Genomic DNA, 19,396 nt, shown 5'->3' on the forward strand with positions numbered 1-19,396 from the left:
TTGCAATCAGTCGTACCCTGACATTTCATCGCCCTGAAAGGGGATCTGTGGCCGGCTCGCAATGCCGGTATCTTTTTTCAACTAGCATCAGGCAACATCAGATCCTCGATAATTCGTTGGCCAGCGATAAAACCTCCGTCAAAGGCGTCATCTGCAGATGTAAAGGGATAACCACGTTGTGCCCCGATCCGCAATGGCGAAAAGAAGGCCAGCGGAGAACCAGTCCGTAGAACGCGGACGACGGCGACGAATCCGATGTGCTGCACGTGGCGTTGCGGCCCTCGTCCTGAATCAATCTCTACCGTTACCTCGATTGTGTGGCCACGGTAGTCGTAGCTGCGCTTCATGTTTTTCCCACCAGAACCTGCATCCAGGTAAGGCACCGCCGGTTACATACAACAAACTCCCCGCTTCGCCAGGCGCTATTTGCGACCGGAATGACCTGCACCTGATTGATCGGACCCTTTACTGAATCCACTCAGATGAGATGGTTCTGTCTCGACCGTACAGATCTCGCATCAACAGATACACCGGTACGCCTGAAAGCACGATCAGCAACAACGCATAAGGGGCCGCCGCGGCGTACTCCATATCCCGCGCGTGTTGCCAGATCTCGATCGAAAGCGTGTCCAGCCCGGTAGGCAGCAGGATCAACGTCGCGGTCAGTTCTTTCATCACCTGTAAAAATACGAGCGCAGCGCCCGCGCCGATTCCTGCCGAGATATTCGGCAGCGTTATGCCCACGAAGACCGACAGCGGCCCGTGTCCAAGGCTACGCGCGACTTCCTCGATCCGCTCCGGCAATTGCGCCAGCGGTGTATGCACCGCCGTCTGGACGAGCGGCACATACAGCGTCACGTAGCCAACCACCAGCAGCGCTGTTGTCTGGTACAGGAAATCCGCGTAGCGCAATGCAACAAACACCAGTGCGAGCGCAATCACGAGGCCAGGCAACGCATGAATGAAGAATGGCAACCGGGACGCGATACGGGCAAGCCATGCGCCGCGATAGCGCCGCACGCTGAGTGCAAGCGCCGTACCAAGAGCTGTCGCCGCGAGCGCACCCAGCGCACCGAGCCAGACCGTCGTGCCAGTCGCGCTCACCATCTCGCCTACCGTTGCTCGTGAATGACCTGATGTCACCCAGTACAATAGCGTTGCGACCGGCACGCCAACGCCGGTTGCAACCGGCGTCAGCAGCACCGCCATAGCCGGCCAGCGCCACGCGCGAAGCCTGATCTGATGTGCCGCGCGACGCGTGCCAGTGCCAACGCGCGCATAGCGGCGCAGGCTGTCCTTCATACGGGCCTCAAATGCGAGCAGCAGCAGGCACAGTACCAACAGAACGGCGGCCAGCGAGACTCCCGTCGCGCTGTTGAACTCCAAGTCGAATTCCTCGTAGATCGCAGTAGTGAATGTCTGGACGCGCAGGAACGCGAATGCCCCGAATTCCACCAGCATATGCGAGATGACCAGCAAAGCGCCGTTCGCGATTACGGGTCGCAGTTGCGGGACAGTGCTGCGCCAGAAGATCTCCCAGCGCGACAGCCCAAGCGACTGGGCAATCTCGTCGAGCGCGGGGTCCATCCCACGCAATGCAGCGGCTGCGGGCAGATAGATCAACGGGTACTCCGCCAGCGCGAGAATGAAAACTGCACCACCGATGCCCTCGAACACAGGTCCGATCGACACCCACGCGAAACTGCTTACGAATGCCGGTACCGCAAGTGGCAACGGCAACAGCGTACGCCACATTGAGCGCATCGGCAGGTCAGATCGCTCGACCAGCCACGCGGCACCAATGCCCAGCACGATACTTCCCGCAGTAACCGAAACAGCCAGTTGCGCCGTATGCATCAGGAGCATGCCGATGTATGGCCGGAACAGTAGCGCTCTCAGCCGGGCAACGCCGGCGTCCATGCTTCCGAGGAGCACATACAGCAGCGGAATCGCGGCAAGTACAATGGTCAACGCAACCGGAATCCACGATACACCTCCACCAATCGTGGTGGCGACCCACGCAAAATGCCTGCGTGGCACCTGCGCCGAAGCCGCCGTCAATTCAGGCCGGCCTCGCGCTCCAGCACAAGCGCATCGTGTGCGCTACCGAGATCGGCCGGCGTCACCTTCGGCGGATCGATCTGATCGAACGGCTTTAACGCAAACGGCGACCGGATGTGGGGGCGCAGTGGATATTCAGCTACAGCGGCCACGGCAGCCTTCTGCCCGGCTTCGCTGACCATGAACGCCACAAACTTCTGTGCGAGCGCCTGATGCGGACTCGACTTGAGCACGCCGACGCCGGATACGGTGATGAGCGCGCCAGGGTCGCCGTGACCGAAGTAATGCAGCTTCGCCTTGATGTTATTCTCGCCGTCTTCCTTCGCAAGACCGTACCAATAATAGTTGTTGATGAGCGCGATGGCCACTTCACCCCGGTCGACTGCGTTCAGGGCAGCCACATTGTTGTTGTAGATCTTTGCGTTGCGCTTCAGGCCGGTGAGCCACGCCTGCGCTGTATCGCGGCCGCTGGTGTGTTCGATCGCAACAATCTGCTCCTGGAATGCACCACTCGTCGGCACGATTGCGATCTTGCCCTGCCACTCCGGCTTCTGGAAATCGAGCACCGACTGCGGCAGATCTTTTTCCTCAATCAGCGCCGGATTGAATGCGACCACACGCGTGCGCGCAGTGACGCCCACCCAGTCGCCGGCCTTGTTCGTGTATTCCTTCGGGATCTGGTTGAGCGTCGACGCATCAAGCGGGGCGAGCAGGCCATGCTCGGAGAGTGCTGCAAGTGGCGTTGACTCTTCCGCATAGAACACGTCTGCGGGCGAACGACTGCCTTCCGCGATGATCTGGTTCGCGAGCTGGTTGCTCGACCCCTGGCGAATTTCAACCTTGATGCCGGTGGCTTTTTCGAAGGCATCCACCAGCGCGAGCCCTGTCTGCTTATGCTGGCCGTTGTAGAGCGTAAGTTCGGCGGGCGCGGCCAGCGCAGTGCTACCGGCAAGTGCCACCACGGCAACTGCGAGTAACCGGGCAAAAAGCGGTGTTGTCATTTTCATCTCGGCAGAAAACGGTTGTCACGTAAATGTCACAATCCGCATGGTAACGCCATTCCTGCAGGAGTGAAAATCATTCGCAGTATCGACTGACCTGATCGATTGGATGAAAGGTTATTGAGTGAAATTTGAAATAACGGGGAATGGAAAATCGAGGCTTGATGAAAGCAGTCAGTGACGCGGATAGGCGACGACCGGGCCCTCAACAGACAGCAAAAGCGGTTCGCCGATATGTGGAATATGCCCCCCGACAAGCGTAGCCGCACCCGCCGTCCTGTCGCATGCAGACGCACGTCGACGTTTGCGTCGTGGCCAAAGAAGGCAATCTGTTCCGCAATGGCGGGCACCGCTCCGTTCGTTCCAGGTCGTGCAACACGTATCCGCTCTGGGCGGATCATCGCCTGTACCTGACCGGCCGGCACATCAACGCCTGCCAGCGGTAGCCGGCCCAGTTCGCAGTCGACCACGCCGTCAGCCGCGACGCCGGGCAGAAAGACGGCCTCACCGACAAATGAAGCCAGCTCGGCATCCGCGGGATTGGCATACAGCGCCCGGGGCGTGTCCACCTGCGCGATCTTCCCATGTATCAGCACAGCGACACGATCGCCAAGTGAAAGTGCTTCCGGCTGGTCATGCGTAACCAGGATCGCGGTAGCGCGCTCTGCTTCGAGCGCCGTGGCCACGGTCTGGCGCATCTCGGCGCGCAGTGCGGTGTCGAGCGCGGAGAAAGGTTCGTCGAGCATTATGAGTGCCGGACGCGGCGCTAGTGCCCTCGCAAGCGCGACGCGTTGTTGCTGGCCGCCGGAGAGTTCCTGCGGGCTACGCTGTGCATAGGCGGCGGGCAGACCGACGACCCCCAGCAACTCGTCCACACGCTTGCGCGAGCGTCGCGCCGCCCTGTCGAGCCCGTAGGCGATATTTTCAGCGACGGTCAGATGCGGAAACAGCGCACTCTCCTGCGGTACATAACCGATGTGTCGCCGCTCGGGGGGCACATATGTAATGCCTTCGACGGAAACCCCTTCGATCGAGACCGAGCCGCGATCCGGCCGCTCGAACCCGCAGATAATCCGTAGCAGGGTGGATTTGCCGCCGCCTGACGGACCGAGCAGTGCAAACAGCTCGCCTTTGCTAATGGAAAGGCTCACGTCGCATAGAACAGGCAGTGTGCCAAACGATTTGGTCAGGTTTTCAATCTCGAGATAGTTCATCGGCAAGCCAGGATATCCATGTCGCGCGAATGATAGCGGGTCACGCGAAAGTTCGCGCCGTTCGTCGCGCTCTCGTAAGCGGGAACGGCGCTTCCCGGCAGCATTGCCAATTACACGTAGTCGACCGCACCGAATGCGCTGCACAGTTCACCGGCCCCTGGAATTTTCGAGGCACGGGCATTGGTGACCAGCACCGAAATCCGCTGCGGCGGGCACGACACCACGCGACTGAGCACGCCGATCTTCGAGTAGTCGGCAAGGATCACCGTCTGCTTTGCGTTCCGGCTCATCGCGTCTGCCATTTCTGCTTCTTCCGGGAAGAAGCTCGTCGCGCCATGTGCTGCGTCCACGCCGACCGGCGAGAGCAGTGCGAGATCGGCATGGAAACGATAGACCTCGCTGATCGCCGCTCCGCCGTAGGTCGCCCCTACCGATGCGTTGAACGTGCCGCCCACCAGATGGACGTCGTGAGTACCGGCGCGCGCCGCGCGTATATCGGCCAGCTTCGACGCAACGGCAACTGAATTGGTAATCACGTGCAGGCCGTCCAGCGTCGTGAGTGCGTCCGCCAGGATCGCTGTGGTCGTGCCAGCGTCGATGAACAGCGTTTGTCCGCTTCGCACGTGCGTCAGTGCGCCACGGGCAACCGCACGTTTCTCCTTGACCCGGATACCCGCGCGTACGTTGATCGGTGGCTCGCTTTCGGCCAGCATTGCACCGCCATGCACACGGCGGATTTCGCCGAGCGTATCGAGTTCGACCAGATCGCGGCGGATCGTTTCTCGCGATACGCCGAGTTTTTCGGTCATGTGCTCGACCGATACCGTTCCGTGATCCCTGAGCAACGCCCTGATGCGCCGATAACGCTCTTCAGCCAGCATGTCTTTTTTCGCTTGTCGTAAGAGAAACGATCAGCGCGCGGCTACAGGCGGCGCGTAATCGCGAGCAGCTCGGCGTGCAGTTCCGGGGTCGCGGCGGCGATGATCCGGCCGTCGCTGCCGAGGCCCACCGTATCTCCCCGCCAGTCGGTCACCCGTCCGCCCGCTGCTTCCACGACCGGCACGATAGCCAGATAGTCGTATGGCTGCAAGCCGGCCTCGACCACCGCGTCGACGTGCCCGGCCGCCACCATCGCGTAGGCGTAGCAATCCCCACCAAACCGCCGGCTGCCCGCCGTGCGGCTGACTTCCTCGAAGATCCTGCGTTCCGCGTCGTCGAAGATGTCTGGGGACGTCGCATAGATGTTCGCCGTCGCGAGACGACGGCAGTCGCTGGTTTGCAGTCTGCCGCTGGTCTGGTCGTACGCGCCGGACGGGCCACCGGTCCAGCGCTCGCCGGTCACCGGCGCGTCGATCAGGCCGAACACCGGGCGCCCCTTGTGCAGCACCGCGAACAGCGTGCCCCAGATCGGCCAGCCCGTCACGAAGCTGCGCGTGCCGTCGATCGGGTCTATGACCCACACGTATTCCGCGTCCATGCGTTCGCGCCCGTGCTCTTCACCCAGGATGCCATGCGCCGGGTAGTGCGCCGAGATGCGGGCGCGCAGGCGTGCCTCGATTTCGCGATCGGCGACCGTCACCGGGCTTTCGTCGGACTTGGTTTCGACCTCGAGCTTCCTGCGGAAATACGCGAGCGAAATCTGCCGTGCCTCGTCGGCGAGTTGCGCCGCAAACGCCGCGAATTCGTTCAACCCGTCCTGCTGTTCGTCGTTCATCGTCAATGCCTCAGCCAGGGGCGGCACCTTTGCCGCCGTGATGGGAACAGACGTCGCGGCCACACGGAGTCGAGCTTCGCCGTCCATGGTCGAGATGATCGCACCGGACATTTTTGATTTCTAGACTCGGTGCCAATATTTTGCAAATATCCCCAAAAACACACATCGCTCGTCGGCTGGTTTGCCAGGTTTTATGCAGCGCCGTGTGCTCCCGGTTCCGGTGTTGGTCTCTTTCTTTTAGGAAAATCGCCATGCGCTTCGGCAACACATTCACCTCGGTTCTCTCAACTACGCTGCTCGTCTGTTCGGCCATCGGCACGGCGCACGCCGGCCAGATCACGGTCTACTCCGCGCTCGAAAGCGACGAGATTGCGACCTATATCGCGGCCGCCAAAAAGGCTCTGCCCGATCTGCAGGTCAACGTGCTGCGTCTGTCTACCGGCGACCTTGCCGCGCGCATGATCGCGGAGGCCAGTGCCCCGCACGCCGACGCTGTCTGGGGCGAGGCGCTCACCAATCTGCTGGACCCGCGCATCGCTGACCAGCTTGCGCCGGTCCAGGGCGGCAACATTTCCGGCTTGCCGAAGCAGTTCAAGGATCCGGGCGGCAAATGGTTCGCCGCGACGGGCTACATGGCGGCGTTGTGCGTCAACACCGACGCCCTCGCGGCAAAGAAACTGCCGATGCCGACTTCATGGGAGGATCTGGCCAAGCCTGTTTACAAGGGCAATGTCGTCATGCCGGACCCGGCGTCGTCAGGTACGGGTTATCTGCAGATAGCCGCAATCCTGCAGGGCGCGGGCGAAGATCAGGGCTGGAAAATTCTCAAGGGACTTGGTGCGAACGTCGCGCAGTTTACGTCGTCGGGCTCGCAGCCGTGCAAGCTCGCGCGCACTGGCGAATATGCGGTCGGCGCATCGTTTGCGTTCGTCGCGATGCAGTCGATCAAGGCCGGCTTCCCTGTGAAGATGGTGATCCCGTCGAAGTATGTCGGCTATGAACTCGAAGGTTCCGGCATGCTCAAGACGTCGAAGAATCAGGCCGACACGAAGCGTTTCCTTGAATGGGTTGCGTCGCCCGAGGCGGCAAAAGTCTATCAGCAATACAAGGAAATCGTCACGACACCAGGCGTGAAACCGACCCAGGAGCAGATCGCCGAAGGACTGCCAGTGGACGTATCGAAGGTGCTCTATCCAATGGATTTCACCGCCTCTGCGAAGATGCACGACGCTGTGCTCAGGCGCTTCAAGACGGAAGTCATGCACTGAAGCGCGAGACGCTCCAGCCTCTCGCTTCATGGCCCGGGCCTGCTCCCAGGCCGACCGCCAACGCCGGGAAAGTTCCACCATGCATCTGTCCGTCACCGACCTCCTCAAGACGTTTTCGGGGCATGTCGCGCTCGAAAGAATCGACTTCGACGTGAACCAAGACGAGTTCGTCTGCCTGCTTGGCCCGAGTGGCTGCGGCAAGACCACGTTGCTGCGCATCATTGCCGGCCTGCTCGACGCCGATGGGGGACGTATCACCATGGGCTCGCAGTCGCTTCTGGACGTACCGGCCCGCGAACGGGGATTTGGCATCGTGTTTCAGTCGTATTCGCTGTTCCCGAATATGACCGTGACACAGAACATCGGTTACGGAATGAAAATCCGTGGGCTATCCAAAGCGCACATCGACGCCCGCTGCAACGAACTGCTCGAACTGATCAGGCTGCCGCAGCTGGCGAAACGCTATCCTGGTCAATTGTCGGGCGGCCAGCAGCAGCGGGTCGCCATTGCCCGGGCACTCGCCGTCGATCCGTCGCTGCTGCTGCTCGACGAGCCGCTTTCCGCACTCGATGCACAGGTGCGTGTGGAGATGCGCCGCGAGATTCACGACGTACAGCGTCGGCTGCGCATTCCAACCATCATGGTTACGCACGATCAGGAGGAGGCGCTTACACTCGCCGACAAGATCATCTGCATGAACCACGGCCGGATCGAGCAGATCGGCGCACCGCGGGACCTTTACGAAAGTCCGCGCACACGCTTCGTTGCGCGCTTCATCGGCACCTCGAACCTCTTGCCCGCCGGCTGGGTCTGCGACGCGTTTCCAGCGCTGATGGCAACTTATCCCGGTGATCCGGATACAACATTCGAAGCCTGCGTGCGGCCTGAAGATCTGGTCGTCACGCGCCGTGCCGCAGCAGACCGTCGCGAAGACGATGCCCGGGTCGTCGATGCGATGTTCCTCGGCAGCACGACCCGCCTGCGGCTCGACTGGCGGGGGCAGGAACTTGTCGCCGAGCAACATCGGGGCGACGTGCTTGCGCCGGGCACGGCCGTGTCGCTTTCTGTCGCCAGCGACCGCTGCGCCTGGGTGAGCGCATGAACGTGTCGCTTACGTCCTCACGTACCGCATTGGGTGTACGTGGCAGCCGCCTGATGTCGCGGTGCGTGCGCGGGGCGATGGTTGCCATCCCGCTTGCAGCCCTCACAGTCTTCTTCCTGTATCCGCTCGTGGTCGCTGCGTTCCACAGCCTCGCGGACCGGGATGGCCATATCGGACTCGCGAATTACGTCGCGCTTTGGCAGACGCCTGGCATGATCCAGTCGGCATGGCACAGCATCGTGCTGAGTGTCGCGACCACGATCGTCAGCATTGTGCTCGGGTTCATGATCGCGTTCGCGCTGTACCGCTCGCAGCTACCCTCGCCAAATGCGATCCGCGCAACACTTTTGCTGCCCATGCTCGCGCCGTCGCTGATGCAGGGTCTCGGCATTCTGTTCCTGCTCGGACGCAACGGTCTCGTACATAAATGGACCGGCTGGGACGTCGAGATCTATGGTTTCTGGGGCCTGCTGATCGCAGACGTCATCTATGCGCTGCCGCAGGCGGTGCTGATCATCGGTGCGGCGCTCGCGCAGTCGGACGCGCGCTATTACGATGCAGCCGACGTGCTGGGCGCGACGCGCCGTCAGCAGTTCTTCGGACTGACGCTGCCGAACGCGAAATTCGGGTTGTTGTCCGCTGCGTTTGTTGTGTTTACCGTCACGATCACGGACTTCGGCAATGCGGTGGTGATCGGCGGCGACTATCACGTGCTTGCCACCGAAATCTATAACCAGGTATCGGGTCAGATGAATTTCGGTGTTGGAGCTGCGGTCGGCATCGTGCTGCTGCTGCCATCGCTCGCGTCCGTCTATATCGAGCGCGTTGCATCACAACGGCAATTCGGCGCAGCATCGGAAAGCCGCGTGCAGGTAATCCCAAGGGTGAACCGCATGCGCGACGTCCTGCTTGGACTCGGCTGCTTCGCGGCGCTGTTTCCCGTTGTGGCTTCGGTGGCCACGGTCGTCTTCGCGAGCTTCGTGCGCTTGTGGCCTTACCGGCTGGAACTCACGCTGGCCAACTATAGCGGTGAATTATCCGGCGGATACGGTGCGATTCTGACGTCGCTCGAAATTTCAGTGGCCGCGGCAGCACTCGGTGTTTGCCTGCTGTTCTCGCTCAGTTACGGCGCGCGTCGCGTGCCCGCTGCGGTATCGAGGCTGATTTATACCGCCTCCGTGCTGCCAGCGGCCGTGCCCGGCATGGTCGTGGGACTTGCGTATATTCTCGCGTTCAATAGCGGCCCGCTCGGCGCATGGCTTTACGGTAGCGCGACAATCATCGTGCTGTGCAACTTCTACCACTACCATACCCAGGGCTTTCTGACGATGAGCACCGGGATGCGTGCCGTGCCTGTCGCACTCGAAGAGGTAGTGGACTGCCTCGGCGGCGGCCTGGGACAGGTGCTAAAGGATGCCGTTCTGCCGTTCGTCGCCGCGACGGCCATCAGCGTGTTTTTCTTTCTTTTTATGCGCTCGATGGTCACGCTCTCGGCGGTGGTCTTTCTGGTTACGCCATCGCTGAACCTTGCGTCGGTCGCGGTGATGCAGCTCGACGAGAACGGGTTCGTCTCGCAGGCTGCGGCCTACTCGACCTGCATCATGGCGGTCACGTCAATCGCACTGGGCTTGATGCGGCTTTGTGCAAAGCACGTTACCCGTTCGCGTTAGTGATCTGTCTGCGCCGGAGAACAGGCAAAAAAAGAGCACCACGAATTGTGTCAGGTGCACCGTACGGTACACCTGACCTTACAGGGGTTATGGTTTTAAGTTGCGGTGCGGGAGCCACCAGGTTTCGTCAATACTCGCTGGGCAACAGGATTGTCGTGGTCGACCGGTCCGCCTCGGTGATGAGCCATATTTTCTTTCCATCGGGCAAAGCGTAGCTCGACAGTAGGCGTTTGCCGGTCAGCAGCGCCAGTTCATTCGCTGCCAGATCCTCGGGTGACAGGTCGCCCCAGTCGCCGTGAATGTGTCTCGCGAGCAGCACAACGGCTGACAGCCCCACAGCATCAAGAGCCGCCTGTGCTCCTGGCGTGATGACCGGCCGACCCATCGGAAATCTCGGACCATTCGTGTAGCGGCTCATGCGCTAGCTCCCTGTCTATAGCAGGGATTCGGCCAGCGGGGGTAACGCCGGTTCGACGATCGCGGCTGCCGGGGCTCATCTTCATGCGGAACCTCGTTGAGTCTTTCGATGGTGGTAGCGGAGCGATCCCATTCGGTGACCACGAGAATGCGTGTATGGTCCGGCAGCCGGTAGATGGATAGCACGCGCAGACCGGCTACGACTGACAGGTCGTTCTGGCGTTTGTCGTCGTCGGACACGATGCCCCAGTCACCCGCGACATGCCGGAGCAGGACGCTGATGACAGGAACGCCGTTCGAGCGCAGCGCGGCAAGCGCGGCAGGCGTGACGAGTAGCCGGCCTGGGTGAAAGAGCGGTTTGAGCCGTGTGGGCTGATTCATTGATATTTCTCCAGAAAAAGGGCGAGCTGGGGCCTCCGGAAGAACCGGACAGGCGATCGCTGGAATGAAGGAAGAGAGAACGGGCGCAGGATGCGCCCGGTTTATGCCGTCGATCCGGCCGTGGGAGTGACGATCTGCCGGCGCAGGGCAGCGGCCTTCGCCTGGGAACAGTGCAGGTGCTGCCGGATACCGGAAACGGTTGGCCGCACGAGACCGGCCGCGATGTCGCGGGTCAGCTGCGTCAGTTCAGTTTCCGTTTCCGCGACTATGGGAGGCGATCCAACCGTTTCGGATGGGACTATCGTGACGACTGGATTACCTGCTGCGGCGGCACCCCGGTCCGGTGACGGTAGCAGCGCGATCCACCACAGAAGGCAGGCGATGCCTTCGAGTACGGCCGCGAAGGTCAGCCCGGCGAACAGGTCGAGCTTCGATACCGCCATCCCGATGAGAGCCCCGAGCCGCGCTGTGACCGGATCGTCACGGGCGGAGTCGCGACGCGCAGCGTTCGTGTCCTCGATTCCCTGTAGCCGCCGGACTTCGCCTGCTTCCGCATCAAGCGCGTCGAGTCTCGCCGCCAGTGATACGCGACGCGCCCGCAGCGACGGGCAGTCACGCACACATCGCCGGGCATTCGCTACCGCCAGTTCGGCCGTGACCGACGCCCGTTCCGACATGACCGCCGGGAGACTGCGGTGAGCTGGGAGGCTGTTCGCCGGTAGCGATGTCGCCCGAAGCGTTCCTGCGTGTGATTGCGACAGCAGGAAGAACGTCGCATGCCCGTACGATGCCGCCACCATGCAGCCGAGCCACAGCACGATACCGACACCACGAACCGCAAGCGGTGCCGGACGGCACAGTGCGGGGAGCAGATGCGCGCCGCCGACCAGTACGACGCCCACCGCCACCCACACCAGCCGCTCCGACGGCCACCCGCCGCGCTGCCAGCCGGCCAGCACCGACATGCAGATGGCCGTTCCCGTTGCCGCGACGGCCAGAAGCCGGGCAGGGCGCAGCCAGATCATGCCGCCGCCCCGCCCAGGAGGGCTGCCCGCTGCTCCAGCCGGTCCTTCAGGCTCGGCCGCTCCGTCATGGTGTCAGTTACGGCCGTACTGCTGCCGCCTTCCGGCTGGGCTGGATAGAACTCGTCGACGACGGCCGCCCCATCCTCGATACTGTCCTCGAACGCACCGTTACCGAACCCGGCACGTGCGGCAGTGTCGAGTGCTGCCTGATCGAACCCGGCCGTCCTGCGCCGCGCATCCAGTTCACGCGCCTCGGCAATCGCCGCTTCGAGCGTGCTACCTGAGCGAACACCGATATCCACGTAGTAGATCGCCGAACGGTAGCTCTGCGTGGTCGACTTGCCGCGCAGCCTCAGTTCCAGTGGCAGGCAGGCGAGCAGGTTGCCTGATACCGCGCTGAAGTAATGCAGCCGCGCGGCGAGCGTGCGGATCGAGTTGTACGAGGTCGTTCGGAAGATGAACGAACCCAGTTCATCCTCATCGCCGATCGTGACGTTGAGCCGCCCGTACGGCTTGCAGTTACCGGTGCGACCGAACGCACAGCCGTCCGGCGACGGGCAGGGCAGTTCCTCGATACCGGCGTCTCCGGCGCGACGGCACATTTCGCCGTTGCCGACGCAGACGGGCCGTCCGGACTCGCGGTCGAACAGCGAATACTCGGCACGCAGGTTCAGGTCGGGATCGTTGAACAGGAACCGAACGGGAATCGCGCGCAGCTTGCCGGTACTGGCCCTGCGCAGCGATTCGTTGAGCGGATGCAGCATCCAGCCTTCACGGTTCTGGACCTGGGTGGTGATTGTGAACTGGTCGTCTTTCTCGGGAAGCCGCCTGCCGTTCTTCTCGACGACGCGGCCAATGGAAATCCGCCCGATGACGGGCGGCGTGATGGCGAAACCCTTCAGCATGGGAATGCTCCTGTAGGCAGGGGAGAAAATGGTAGTCAGACCGACACGAGAAACCGGCGCGAACCCGGCTTCTTGATTGCGTATTGCGCGGCAAACTCCGGGTGATCGGCGAGCAGGCGTTTGAGGTCGACGCCGGAGCCGTCCCTGCTGCGCCTGAACGACACCGAGCCCGTCTCGAACTGCGCCCGGTCGGCTTCGCCCATCGCCTGCTGGATCGTCTGCTTCAGCGTCGCTTCGACCTGCTGGCGTGCCTCGATGTCGGCCCGCACGGCAACCAGATCAGCGAATACCGACGACAGTTGCCGGTCGCCAGAGAAATCGACCGTGCCGCCGGCACCCGGGTACAGGCAGCGCAGCGCACGGTCGGCCGATTCCGAGCCGTCCGCTGGCGGCGGCGTATCGGTTTCGACATACCGCCAGAACGCGGCTTCGAGTTCGATCAGCCGCGCGATCAGTGCGTCGTCGCGCTCGATGCGGTGCACGTCGAGTTTCTGGCCGCACAGCAGCACGGCGACGTCTGCCGCGGATTTGCCGGTAACGGCGAGCTGGTGCTGCACCTGGACCTGCACGTACTCGGGGACGCCTTCGCGCCAGTGCCGCGCGCCGAATTCGCCTGCCGTCTTGCATTCAAGGATCTGGACGCCAGGCACCCCGACGACCTCGCGGTCGATGTTGGCGAGCATGAAGGGGATCGTGGGATGCCGGAGCACCGCATTGATGCGCCGGACCCGGTTGTCGGTCTGCTTCGTATACGAGGCGGCGACAATCGGCTCCAGCAGCGTGCCCCAGTACACCGGCTCGGTCGTATCGTCGGCATCGGGCTTCGGCAGGCTGGCATCGCGGCCGGTCTTGATGAGCCACAGTTCGAGCGGACTCATGTACGGATTCAGCCCCACGGCAGCGGCGGCGTCGGAACCGCCGATCCCGGACTTTCGTACTTCCAGCCAGTCCTCGCGCGGCATATCCTTCGTTTCCACGAGCCGCAGTGCCGGACGGTTCCGGCTGGAGCCTCTCTTTTCGGGTTGAGACATAGAAACCTCCAGATGTGAAAACGCCCGGCGGGGAAGATCCCGGCCGGGCGTGCAGGTCATTGGAAACGGTCATGCGACGAGCTTCATCGCCTCGTCCCACGCTTTCTGCTTGAGCGTGGCACCTGCACCGAACCATGCGGCGTCGCGCCGGTGGTCGTCGCTGCGCGCGCGGCGCTGATGATCGACGAATTCGGTAACCGAATTCAGGAGACCCCACGCCGTACCGGCCGCAGAGGGCAGTGTTGCGCCCTTGCCGCGGCCGGCGTAGAGCATCTGCACAGCCTTGACCGCGCTGTCGTTGGTGGCGGGTGCCGGCGAGCCGGTCGTCGCCGGATACGTCAGCACGCGGCGGAAGAACGCTTCGGCCGCCGCGTCATTCACCTTGCGTTCGGCCAGCGCCTTCATGCGGACCATGAAGCCATCCCACGACGAGATTGCGATGCCGAGCTGGCGCTTGACCGCCTGCGCGTCGAACTGGCTGCGGTGCGGCACCTTGACGGCGCCCGCGCTGTCTCCGAGCGCAATCGCCAGCGTGTTGTTGCACACGACCCTCACGGACGTGAACTGCGCGGTGGTCGCGAGTGTGCCGTCGCACGCAGTGGCGAGCAGCAGGTAGCCGTTCACCTGGTCCTTGCCTTTGAGCGAAGCCGACTGACCCGTACGGGCGAGCGCCCAGAGCTTCCTGCCTTCCTTGAGCACACCGGCGGTTTCGAGCTGGAAGCCGCCGACCTCGGTGAGATCCCGGTAGAACTCCAGGATTTCCGCCGGCTGCACGACCTGGTAGCGCGATGAGACGACCGACAGCGGGGCTTTCGTGTCCGACCGGTAGAGCACGCGTTGCTCGGGAAAGGCATGGATGGCACCGAGTCCACCGGCCGGACCGGCGACGAACCGGACTTCGGAGGATTCGATGCGCCAGTCCATGCCGGCCTGCTTTGCCCAGACTTCGATGGGCTGATTAGGGGAGAGTTGGTTGCCGAGGCTGTGCCACGGCGTCTGGCCCACATAGGCCATGCTTTGTACGAGATGCATGAATACCTCCAGTAAAGGAAAGGGCATAAGGCCCGGCGTGAAGCCGGGCGCCGAGAAAGGAGACAGGGGAGAAAACAGACCGGTCAGGGTGACCGGTTGACGGTTCAGGGCTGGGTAGTGCTGAAGGTGCGCTGGCAGTCGAGGCAGCGGGCGTTGTCGAGCACGCGGGCGTCGACCATTTCACCGAGCGCGATGCCGGTTGCGCAGCCGGCCGCCCCGCCGGCGAGCCCGGCGAGAATGGCGCCGGCGATGCCGCCGCAGGCAGCGCCGACCGGACCGGCGATGAGGCCGAAGGTGGCACCGGCCTCCGCGCCAGAAAGTGCGATGGTTATGCTGCTGACGGCGCCTGCCACGGTGCCGGCGGTACCGCCGACTTTTCTTGCGCGGTTGAGTGGCTCGACACGGGAGGACTGGCAATACGGACAGATAAGGTGGGCTCCGGAACTGTACGGAGGATAGGTTGTGCCGTGATTTTCGCCGTCACGGTTCCAGTCGGGTTCGTTGTCGAAGGGGTCATGCATGGTGACCGATCTTGCGGAATTGGCAGCCGAGACCCGACGACCAGATGACGCCGGCAATGAACACGACAGCGAATGCAAGCAGGTATTCGAGGGGGGAACTGCTGGACATATCACGTTCCTCGTGATGTGCGCCCGCGCGGAGTTGCGCCGGCGGAGCGGGCGATGTGCCCGGCTCAGGTTCGTGATATATGACTGAAAATTTCTGGGATCTGAAATCGGTCGCTGAATCGAGGGAGCGTGGTCTGAGTGCACCGATCAGCCACTTTCTGTCATTCGACATTGCTGGCGGGACCTTCGGGCAGGGGCATATTTATTGATTACGACTATTTCAGCGGTAGTGACGGCAATATTGTCCGGCTACCTTAAAAAGGGCGGATGTAAGCGCTGTATTTGTGCTGAACCGCAGATGAAAAGAATCCACCGCATTCGTGTCTGCGGGCACATGGTCTGCAAGTCTCAACGTATTCGTTCTTCCAGTCCGAGATAGACCGTCTGTACGCGCTTTTGATGTCGTCGTTCACAAGACAGAGTTGATGGTTGTACACCGAAACATGCAGCCCATAATCCTCCAGCATCCGAACGGCGTGGCTTAGACTATCCTTGTAGTCGAATGGGTCAACCCATAACTCATCAAGGTTTGCGCGAGTGAATCCCGTAATTTCCAACCCCATGAGCGCGACATGGTCGACGAATAGGAGATTCCGTACGATGTACATCGCGAGCTGCTCGAGTCTTGGGACGCTCAACGCATGCAAGACCACACGAATCTCGACCTTCTGCTGAAATTCCTTAAGGTTCAGGACGCCGCGCACCGTCTCGTCGAACGCTCCTTTGGCTTGCACGATGTGGTCGTGAATCGACGCATCATCTGAATAGAGCGGGATTCCGATGGTTACGTCTGGATGCGCAATGGCCGCATACCGCCTTGCAAACACACGGTCGGCGAAGCTCCGGCCGTTGGAGAGAATATGAATCTTCGTGTGCGGCAATAACGTCTTCGTAAGGCGTAGCGTTTCGAGGAACCGGTCGCCGAAGAGCGTCGGTTCTCCTCCTGTAAAACCCAACACCTCCGTAGAACGCGGCATGAGCCGAATCAGTTCTTTCGCCTCGTCGTCGAGCCAACTATCGTCAACATTCTTCGGAGGCTGCGAGCACATAAGGCAATAGTGCTGGCACTGCTCTGTTACCAGGATTGTATTGTGAGGGCTACTACGTCGATACAAAACGCGGATGTTGCCTCCCTCCGTATTGAGTCGCACAATGTCGCCATCGTCGAGATAGTGGAATTCATCAGGAAGCACGGTTAGTGCCGAATCGAATTCGGCCGGCGACACACTGCCCGAGTCCCGCTTCAGGACCAAATAGTGAGCATACCCAGTCGGTGCCGAGCCATCGCGCAGCAGGTAGGCGCTCTTCCGGCGCACAGCGTCTGTCACAAACCGGGAACCGGTAACAACAGGAAGAAGAACGTTACTTCGGACGGTGCGAGGCGCTTGCCTTTCGCTCTTCGCTAGGCCTTGGATAGGGGTGATCGAAATGACCTTCCCGCCGAGCTTCAGCATTGCGCCACCCAGCTTTGAAAAATATCCTTTGTACTGGAGTCGGATTCCATCATCGCAATGAGCCGTCGAAAAATTGTCATATTGCGCCGGCAGAAATCAGATGATGGCTTACGCCCCACGACGTCACCATGTACAGCATGGGCATAGATGGGGTCCGCTCCGCAGAACGGTTCGAATGCGCACTCCGAGCACATCGGGACTGACAGCGTGAAGGAGTCTTCGAGCGCCCCAAGCAGTTGCTCTGAAAGGAAGATGTCCTCGTAGCTGTTCTCCAGGACATTTCCGAGCTTGAAAGTCGTATCGCCCATTTCTGCCAGCATTCGGGCTTCGTCAGAGGCGAAAACGCCACCGTCATAGTTGAAAACCACCGCAGCGGTGCCAATGCCGGCTGGATTCATGAGGTCGACATAGCCCGGGTCATTCGATGTCAGCATTTTCTGGAGTACGAGTGCCGCGTAGTGTTCTCGAAAGGGGACGCCACTCCGGTTCAGTTCCAGGACGTATTCAAGACCCTCGAAATAGAAATCTAGCCAGCGGGGCAGGTCATACCCGTCAATGGTTTTGGTCTTAACTGCGAATCCATAGGGGGACAGGGGGCGCAAGAAGATTCCATCGAAGCCATGCGTCACATATTCGTCGATGATTTCCCTAACGCGTGACAGGCTGTGCTGCGTTGTAGTCATCAACGCCGACACGCGGTCGAAACCTACAATCTCGCGCGCTTTCTGTAGACCTTGCAGGTAGCGTTCATAGCTATCGCGTCCCGGCCGGGGACGATTGCGGTTATGAAGGTTCGCCGGGCCGTCGAGCGATGTCGACAGCAGGATATGATGGTCGCGGCAGTATTCGAGGATTTTCTGGGTCGCGAGCGACAGCGTCGTCGCGATAACGACTTCCAGTTCGCGCGATGCAATCCTCGCACGCTGCTCGGCTTTCTCAACAATGTAGCGAACCAGGTCGAAATTCAATAATGGCTCGCCACCCTGAAACTCGAGTTTCAGCGCCGGCGATGGTGACCGGAACATCAGGTCGAGCGCATGGTCCGCAATTTCGTACGACATGTCGAAAGCCGCCCTGTCCTCAGACTGTCTGGATACCTGGCAGTATGGGCAGCTATGGTCGCAACGGAGGGTGGCTACGAAGATGTGCAGGTTCGTAAAATTCGGTAGCCGCTGGTAACGGGTTCGTGTCTTGAGTGCGAGCAGTTCCCGGGGCGAGCGATCGCCCTGCACTTCGATGAAGTGCTTCGCTCGTAGTTCGCGGAACAATGTTTCAGCAGGATGCAACTCGTGACCAACGAGCCGTTCGAGGTTACCCCGGTCAAGAGTCACGTATTCGCCAACCATGTTGGTGGCGACGTAACGCTCGCTGTCCAGCCTTGTGAAGTTAAACGGCAATAGCGAATACACGCCGTCAGTTGCGAAAGCGGACGGCGGAAGAAACTTGCTCACAGCCAGCTCCTACGTCAGCCCTGTCCTTGAGAACGCGTGCGCAAGGATGAGATGCCTGATTGATTCGGTCTCTGATGCGATTTTTGCCCGAAGCTGCTGGTCCAGCACCTCCTTGTGGAAATCGCGCGCCACTTCGTCAACGGCATTCCCTGTGTCGACAAGCAGCACACACCTGACGTGTGTTGGCGTCAGATCGAAGCTCACGGCGGCGCGGTCCACGAGACGATACGCGGCCTTCTGGACGATTTCCAGGGCGTAGACTTGCCGGTCGAAAAGGACTTCAAGCCCTTCGGCAGCGACATTCACGATGAGGATGAGCGGTGCGAGTAGTGAGAGCTATGAGACGAATGGGAGCTGTGGTAGGCCATCACTTGACCACTTTGGGTGCGCTTGAGCACGAAATCGTACGCATCGTCACCGGCCCGAACAGTCAAATTCTGCGGTTCAAGCGCGTGGGCCACGTCGTTCGCCGTTCTGCCCATCTCACGTGGTTCGTGTATCGCGTCCGCAGGAGCGACCGCAGCGGTCGCATATTCTGTCGCGATCGCGGCGGCAATCGTTCCTACTGGAACTAAGAATTTTCTTTTCATGGTCCCCTCTTTCGGTTCGTTTGGTCTGAACGCTACATGTGTTTCGTCACACGGTTTCCCCACAATTTACGAAAGGGTAGCCGATGCGCAGGCAGTTTGAAAGTAAATTTTGTACTGCGCCGCAGGGTGTTCATATTCATGCATTTCGCATTGAGTGGCCGTCGGGAGCAAATCACGGAGAGGGAGGCGCACCAATGGTCGACCACGGAAGCTCGCTAGTCAACAGAGCCGCAGCGATTACCGGCGCTCGGCGAACTTCCGTGTCCGGCCATTTTCTGCCACTCGCCTGAGCCCTGCAGCGGTCACTCGAACGGCCGGTCCGCTCCGAAATCTGCCCGACGCTCAGCGCGCACTTGTCGAGCAAAAGTGGTCATTCCCCGTGACGCCGTAGTAGCTGGGACATCTCGCTAACATAAGCCGCGCAGGTCCGCTGCCTAGGCGTCGCCTACTC

General features: G+C 61.2%; 20 protein-coding genes. 3 read left to right on the plus strand and 17 right to left on the minus strand.

Translation table 11 applies throughout. The features are described from left to right. Positions 1 to 77 precede the first annotated feature (77 nt). The 6 genes from BLV92_RS31430 to hisN all read right to left on the minus strand — a co-directional run bounded on the left by BLV92_RS31430 (position 78) and on the right by hisN (position 5,990). Complete coding sequence (locus BLV92_RS31430; RefSeq protein WP_143040654.1) at positions 78 to 347, minus strand: hypothetical protein; 270 nt, start codon at positions 345 to 347, stop codon at positions 78 to 80. A 118-nt stretch (positions 348 to 465) separates the two neighbouring features. Next, positions 466 to 1,971 (minus strand): ABC transporter permease, encoded by a 1,506-nt coding sequence (locus BLV92_RS06780; protein ID WP_208862115.1) that lies wholly within the window; start codon positions 1,969 to 1,971, stop codon positions 466 to 468. Positions 1,972 to 2,057: 86 nt separating this feature from the next. Beyond that, entirely contained in the window at positions 2,058 to 3,062 is a 1,005-nt protein-coding gene (locus BLV92_RS06785) for an iron ABC transporter substrate-binding protein (protein WP_090543405.1), read from the minus strand. A gap of 35 nt (positions 3,063 to 3,097) precedes the next feature. Continuing rightward, a complete protein-coding gene (locus BLV92_RS06790) occupies positions 3,098 to 4,276 on the minus strand; it encodes an ABC transporter ATP-binding protein (RefSeq protein WP_342029110.1) in 1,179 nt (392 codons plus the stop codon). A gap of 110 nt (positions 4,277 to 4,386) precedes the next feature. Continuing rightward, on the minus strand, positions 4,387 to 5,157 hold the full coding sequence (locus BLV92_RS06795) for a DeoR/GlpR family DNA-binding transcription regulator (protein WP_090543407.1): 771 nt from the start codon (positions 5,155 to 5,157) through the stop codon (positions 4,387 to 4,389). Positions 5,158 to 5,198: 41 nt separating this feature from the next. Next, a complete protein-coding gene (hisN, locus tag BLV92_RS06800; protein ID WP_090543409.1) occupies positions 5,199 to 5,990 on the minus strand; it encodes a histidinol-phosphatase in 792 nt (263 codons plus the stop codon). A gap of 251 nt (positions 5,991 to 6,241) precedes the next feature. Here hisN and BLV92_RS06805 point away from each other — a divergent pair, with 251 nt between their 5' ends. From BLV92_RS06805 to BLV92_RS06815, 3 genes are all read left to right on the plus strand, one after another. Then, positions 6,242 to 7,258 carry an ABC transporter substrate-binding protein gene (locus BLV92_RS06805; protein ID WP_090543411.1) on the plus strand — a complete coding sequence of 339 codons (1,017 nt, stop codon included), beginning with the start codon at positions 6,242 to 6,244 and terminating at the stop codon, positions 7,256 to 7,258. A 79-nt stretch (positions 7,259 to 7,337) separates the two neighbouring features. Next, positions 7,338 to 8,360 (plus strand): ABC transporter ATP-binding protein, encoded by a 1,023-nt coding sequence (locus BLV92_RS06810; RefSeq protein ID WP_090546888.1) that lies wholly within the window; start codon positions 7,338 to 7,340, stop codon positions 8,358 to 8,360. Further along, the gene (locus BLV92_RS06815; protein WP_090543413.1) at positions 8,357 to 10,030 is read left to right on the plus strand and encodes an ABC transporter permease subunit; all 1,674 of its coding nucleotides are present in this window, start codon (positions 8,357 to 8,359) and stop codon (positions 10,028 to 10,030) included. Before BLV92_RS06810 ends, BLV92_RS06815 begins: the two co-directional genes overlap by 4 nt. Positions 10,031 to 10,157: 127 nt before the next feature. Here BLV92_RS06815 and BLV92_RS06820 read toward each other — a convergent pair whose 3' ends face one another. The 11 genes from BLV92_RS06820 to hxsA2 all read right to left on the minus strand — a co-directional run bounded on the left by BLV92_RS06820 (position 10,158) and on the right by hxsA2 (position 18,945). Further along, positions 10,158 to 10,448, minus strand: coding sequence for an SH3 domain-containing protein (locus BLV92_RS06820; protein ID WP_090543415.1), 291 nt, complete (start codon positions 10,446 to 10,448; stop codon positions 10,158 to 10,160). After that, on the minus strand, positions 10,445 to 10,828 hold the full coding sequence (locus BLV92_RS06825; RefSeq protein WP_090543417.1) for a hypothetical protein: 384 nt from the start codon (positions 10,826 to 10,828) through the stop codon (positions 10,445 to 10,447). The genes BLV92_RS06820 and BLV92_RS06825 overlap by 4 nt, the downstream gene beginning before the upstream one ends. Positions 10,829 to 10,929: 101 nt before the next feature. Beyond that, the gene (locus BLV92_RS06830; protein WP_090543419.1) at positions 10,930 to 11,853 is read right to left on the minus strand and encodes a hypothetical protein; all 924 of its coding nucleotides are present in this window, start codon (positions 11,851 to 11,853) and stop codon (positions 10,930 to 10,932) included. After that, positions 11,850 to 12,758 (minus strand): recombination directionality factor, encoded by a 909-nt coding sequence (locus BLV92_RS06835; protein WP_090543422.1) that lies wholly within the window; start codon positions 12,756 to 12,758, stop codon positions 11,850 to 11,852. The genes BLV92_RS06830 and BLV92_RS06835 overlap by 4 nt, the downstream gene beginning before the upstream one ends. A 35-nt stretch (positions 12,759 to 12,793) precedes the next feature. Continuing rightward, positions 12,794 to 13,789, minus strand: a complete 996-nt coding sequence (locus BLV92_RS06840) for a YqaJ viral recombinase family nuclease (protein WP_090543424.1) — start codon at positions 13,787 to 13,789, stop codon at positions 12,794 to 12,796. A 69-nt stretch (positions 13,790 to 13,858) separates the two neighbouring features. Then, complete coding sequence (locus BLV92_RS06845; protein ID WP_090543426.1) at positions 13,859 to 14,821, minus strand: DUF932 domain-containing protein; 963 nt, start codon at positions 14,819 to 14,821, stop codon at positions 13,859 to 13,861. A 104-nt stretch (positions 14,822 to 14,925) separates the two neighbouring features. Then, the gene (locus BLV92_RS06850) at positions 14,926 to 15,342 is read right to left on the minus strand and encodes a hypothetical protein (protein ID WP_244283754.1); all 417 of its coding nucleotides are present in this window, start codon (positions 15,340 to 15,342) and stop codon (positions 14,926 to 14,928) included. A 362-nt stretch (positions 15,343 to 15,704) separates the two neighbouring features. Further along, the gene (gene hxsC, locus BLV92_RS06855) at positions 15,705 to 16,904 is read right to left on the minus strand and encodes a His-Xaa-Ser system radical SAM maturase HxsC (protein WP_090543428.1); all 1,200 of its coding nucleotides are present in this window, start codon (positions 16,902 to 16,904) and stop codon (positions 15,705 to 15,707) included. Continuing rightward, entirely contained in the window at positions 16,898 to 18,355 is a 1,458-nt protein-coding gene (gene hxsB / locus BLV92_RS06860) for a His-Xaa-Ser system radical SAM maturase HxsB (RefSeq protein WP_090543429.1), read from the minus strand. Before hxsB ends, hxsC begins: the two co-directional genes overlap by 7 nt. 9 nt (positions 18,356 to 18,364) lie before the next feature. Continuing rightward, positions 18,365 to 18,661 carry a His-Xaa-Ser system protein HxsD gene (gene hxsD / locus BLV92_RS06865; protein WP_090543431.1) on the minus strand — a complete coding sequence of 99 codons (297 nt, stop codon included), beginning with the start codon at positions 18,659 to 18,661 and terminating at the stop codon, positions 18,365 to 18,367. Next, positions 18,658 to 18,945, minus strand: a complete 288-nt coding sequence (gene hxsA2 / locus BLV92_RS06870) for a His-Xaa-Ser repeat protein HxsA2 (protein ID WP_090543433.1) — start codon at positions 18,943 to 18,945, stop codon at positions 18,658 to 18,660. The genes hxsD and hxsA2 overlap by 4 nt, the downstream gene beginning before the upstream one ends. Positions 18,946 to 19,396 lie beyond the last annotated feature (451 nt).

The organism is Paraburkholderia caballeronis (genome assembly GCF_900104845.1).
Classification (GTDB): Bacteria; Pseudomonadota; Gammaproteobacteria; order Burkholderiales; family Burkholderiaceae; genus Paraburkholderia; species Paraburkholderia caballeronis.

Excerpts from the sequence above, each read along its gene's own strand:
- BLV92_RS06845 (WP_090543426.1), bottom strand. The coding sequence starts at position 14,821 with ATGCATCTCGTACAAAGCATGGCCTATGTGGGCCAGACGCCGTGGCAC.
- BLV92_RS06840 (WP_090543424.1), bottom strand. The coding sequence starts at position 13,789 with ATGTCTCAACCCGAAAAGAGAGGCTCCAGCCGGAACCGTCCGGCACTG.
- BLV92_RS06795 (WP_090543407.1), bottom strand. The coding sequence starts at position 5,157 with ATGCTGGCTGAAGAGCGTTATCGGCGCATCAGGGCGTTGCTCAGGGAT.
- hxsC (WP_090543428.1), bottom strand. The coding sequence starts at position 16,904 with ATGCTGAAGCTCGGCGGGAAGGTCATTTCGATCACCCCTATCCAAGGC.
- BLV92_RS06815 (WP_090543413.1), top strand. The coding sequence starts at position 8,357 with ATGAACGTGTCGCTTACGTCCTCACGTACCGCATTGGGTGTACGTGGC.
- BLV92_RS06825 (WP_090543417.1), bottom strand. The coding sequence starts at position 10,828 with ATGAATCAGCCCACACGGCTCAAACCGCTCTTTCACCCAGGCCGGCTA.
- BLV92_RS06785 (WP_090543405.1), bottom strand. The coding sequence starts at position 3,062 with ATGACAACACCGCTTTTTGCCCGGTTACTCGCAGTTGCCGTGGTGGCA.
- BLV92_RS06835 (WP_090543422.1), bottom strand. The coding sequence starts at position 12,758 with ATGCTGAAGGGTTTCGCCATCACGCCGCCCGTCATCGGGCGGATTTCC.
- BLV92_RS06820 (WP_090543415.1), bottom strand. The coding sequence starts at position 10,448 with ATGAGCCGCTACACGAATGGTCCGAGATTTCCGATGGGTCGGCCGGTC.
- BLV92_RS06805 (WP_090543411.1), top strand. The coding sequence starts at position 6,242 with ATGCGCTTCGGCAACACATTCACCTCGGTTCTCTCAACTACGCTGCTC.
- hxsA2 (WP_090543433.1), bottom strand. The coding sequence starts at position 18,945 with ATGAAAAGAAAATTCTTAGTTCCAGTAGGAACGATTGCCGCCGCGATC.
- BLV92_RS06850 (WP_244283754.1), bottom strand. The coding sequence starts at position 15,342 with ATGCATGACCCCTTCGACAACGAACCCGACTGGAACCGTGACGGCGAA.
- BLV92_RS06830 (WP_090543419.1), bottom strand. The coding sequence starts at position 11,853 with ATGATCTGGCTGCGCCCTGCCCGGCTTCTGGCCGTCGCGGCAACGGGA.
- BLV92_RS06810 (WP_090546888.1), top strand. The coding sequence starts at position 7,338 with ATGCATCTGTCCGTCACCGACCTCCTCAAGACGTTTTCGGGGCATGTC.
- hisN (WP_090543409.1), bottom strand. The coding sequence starts at position 5,990 with ATGAACGACGAACAGCAGGACGGGTTGAACGAATTCGCGGCGTTTGCG.
- BLV92_RS31430 (WP_143040654.1), bottom strand. The coding sequence starts at position 347 with ATGAAGCGCAGCTACGACTACCGTGGCCACACAATCGAGGTAACGGTA.
- BLV92_RS06790 (WP_342029110.1), bottom strand. The coding sequence starts at position 4,276 with ATGAACTATCTCGAGATTGAAAACCTGACCAAATCGTTTGGCACACTG.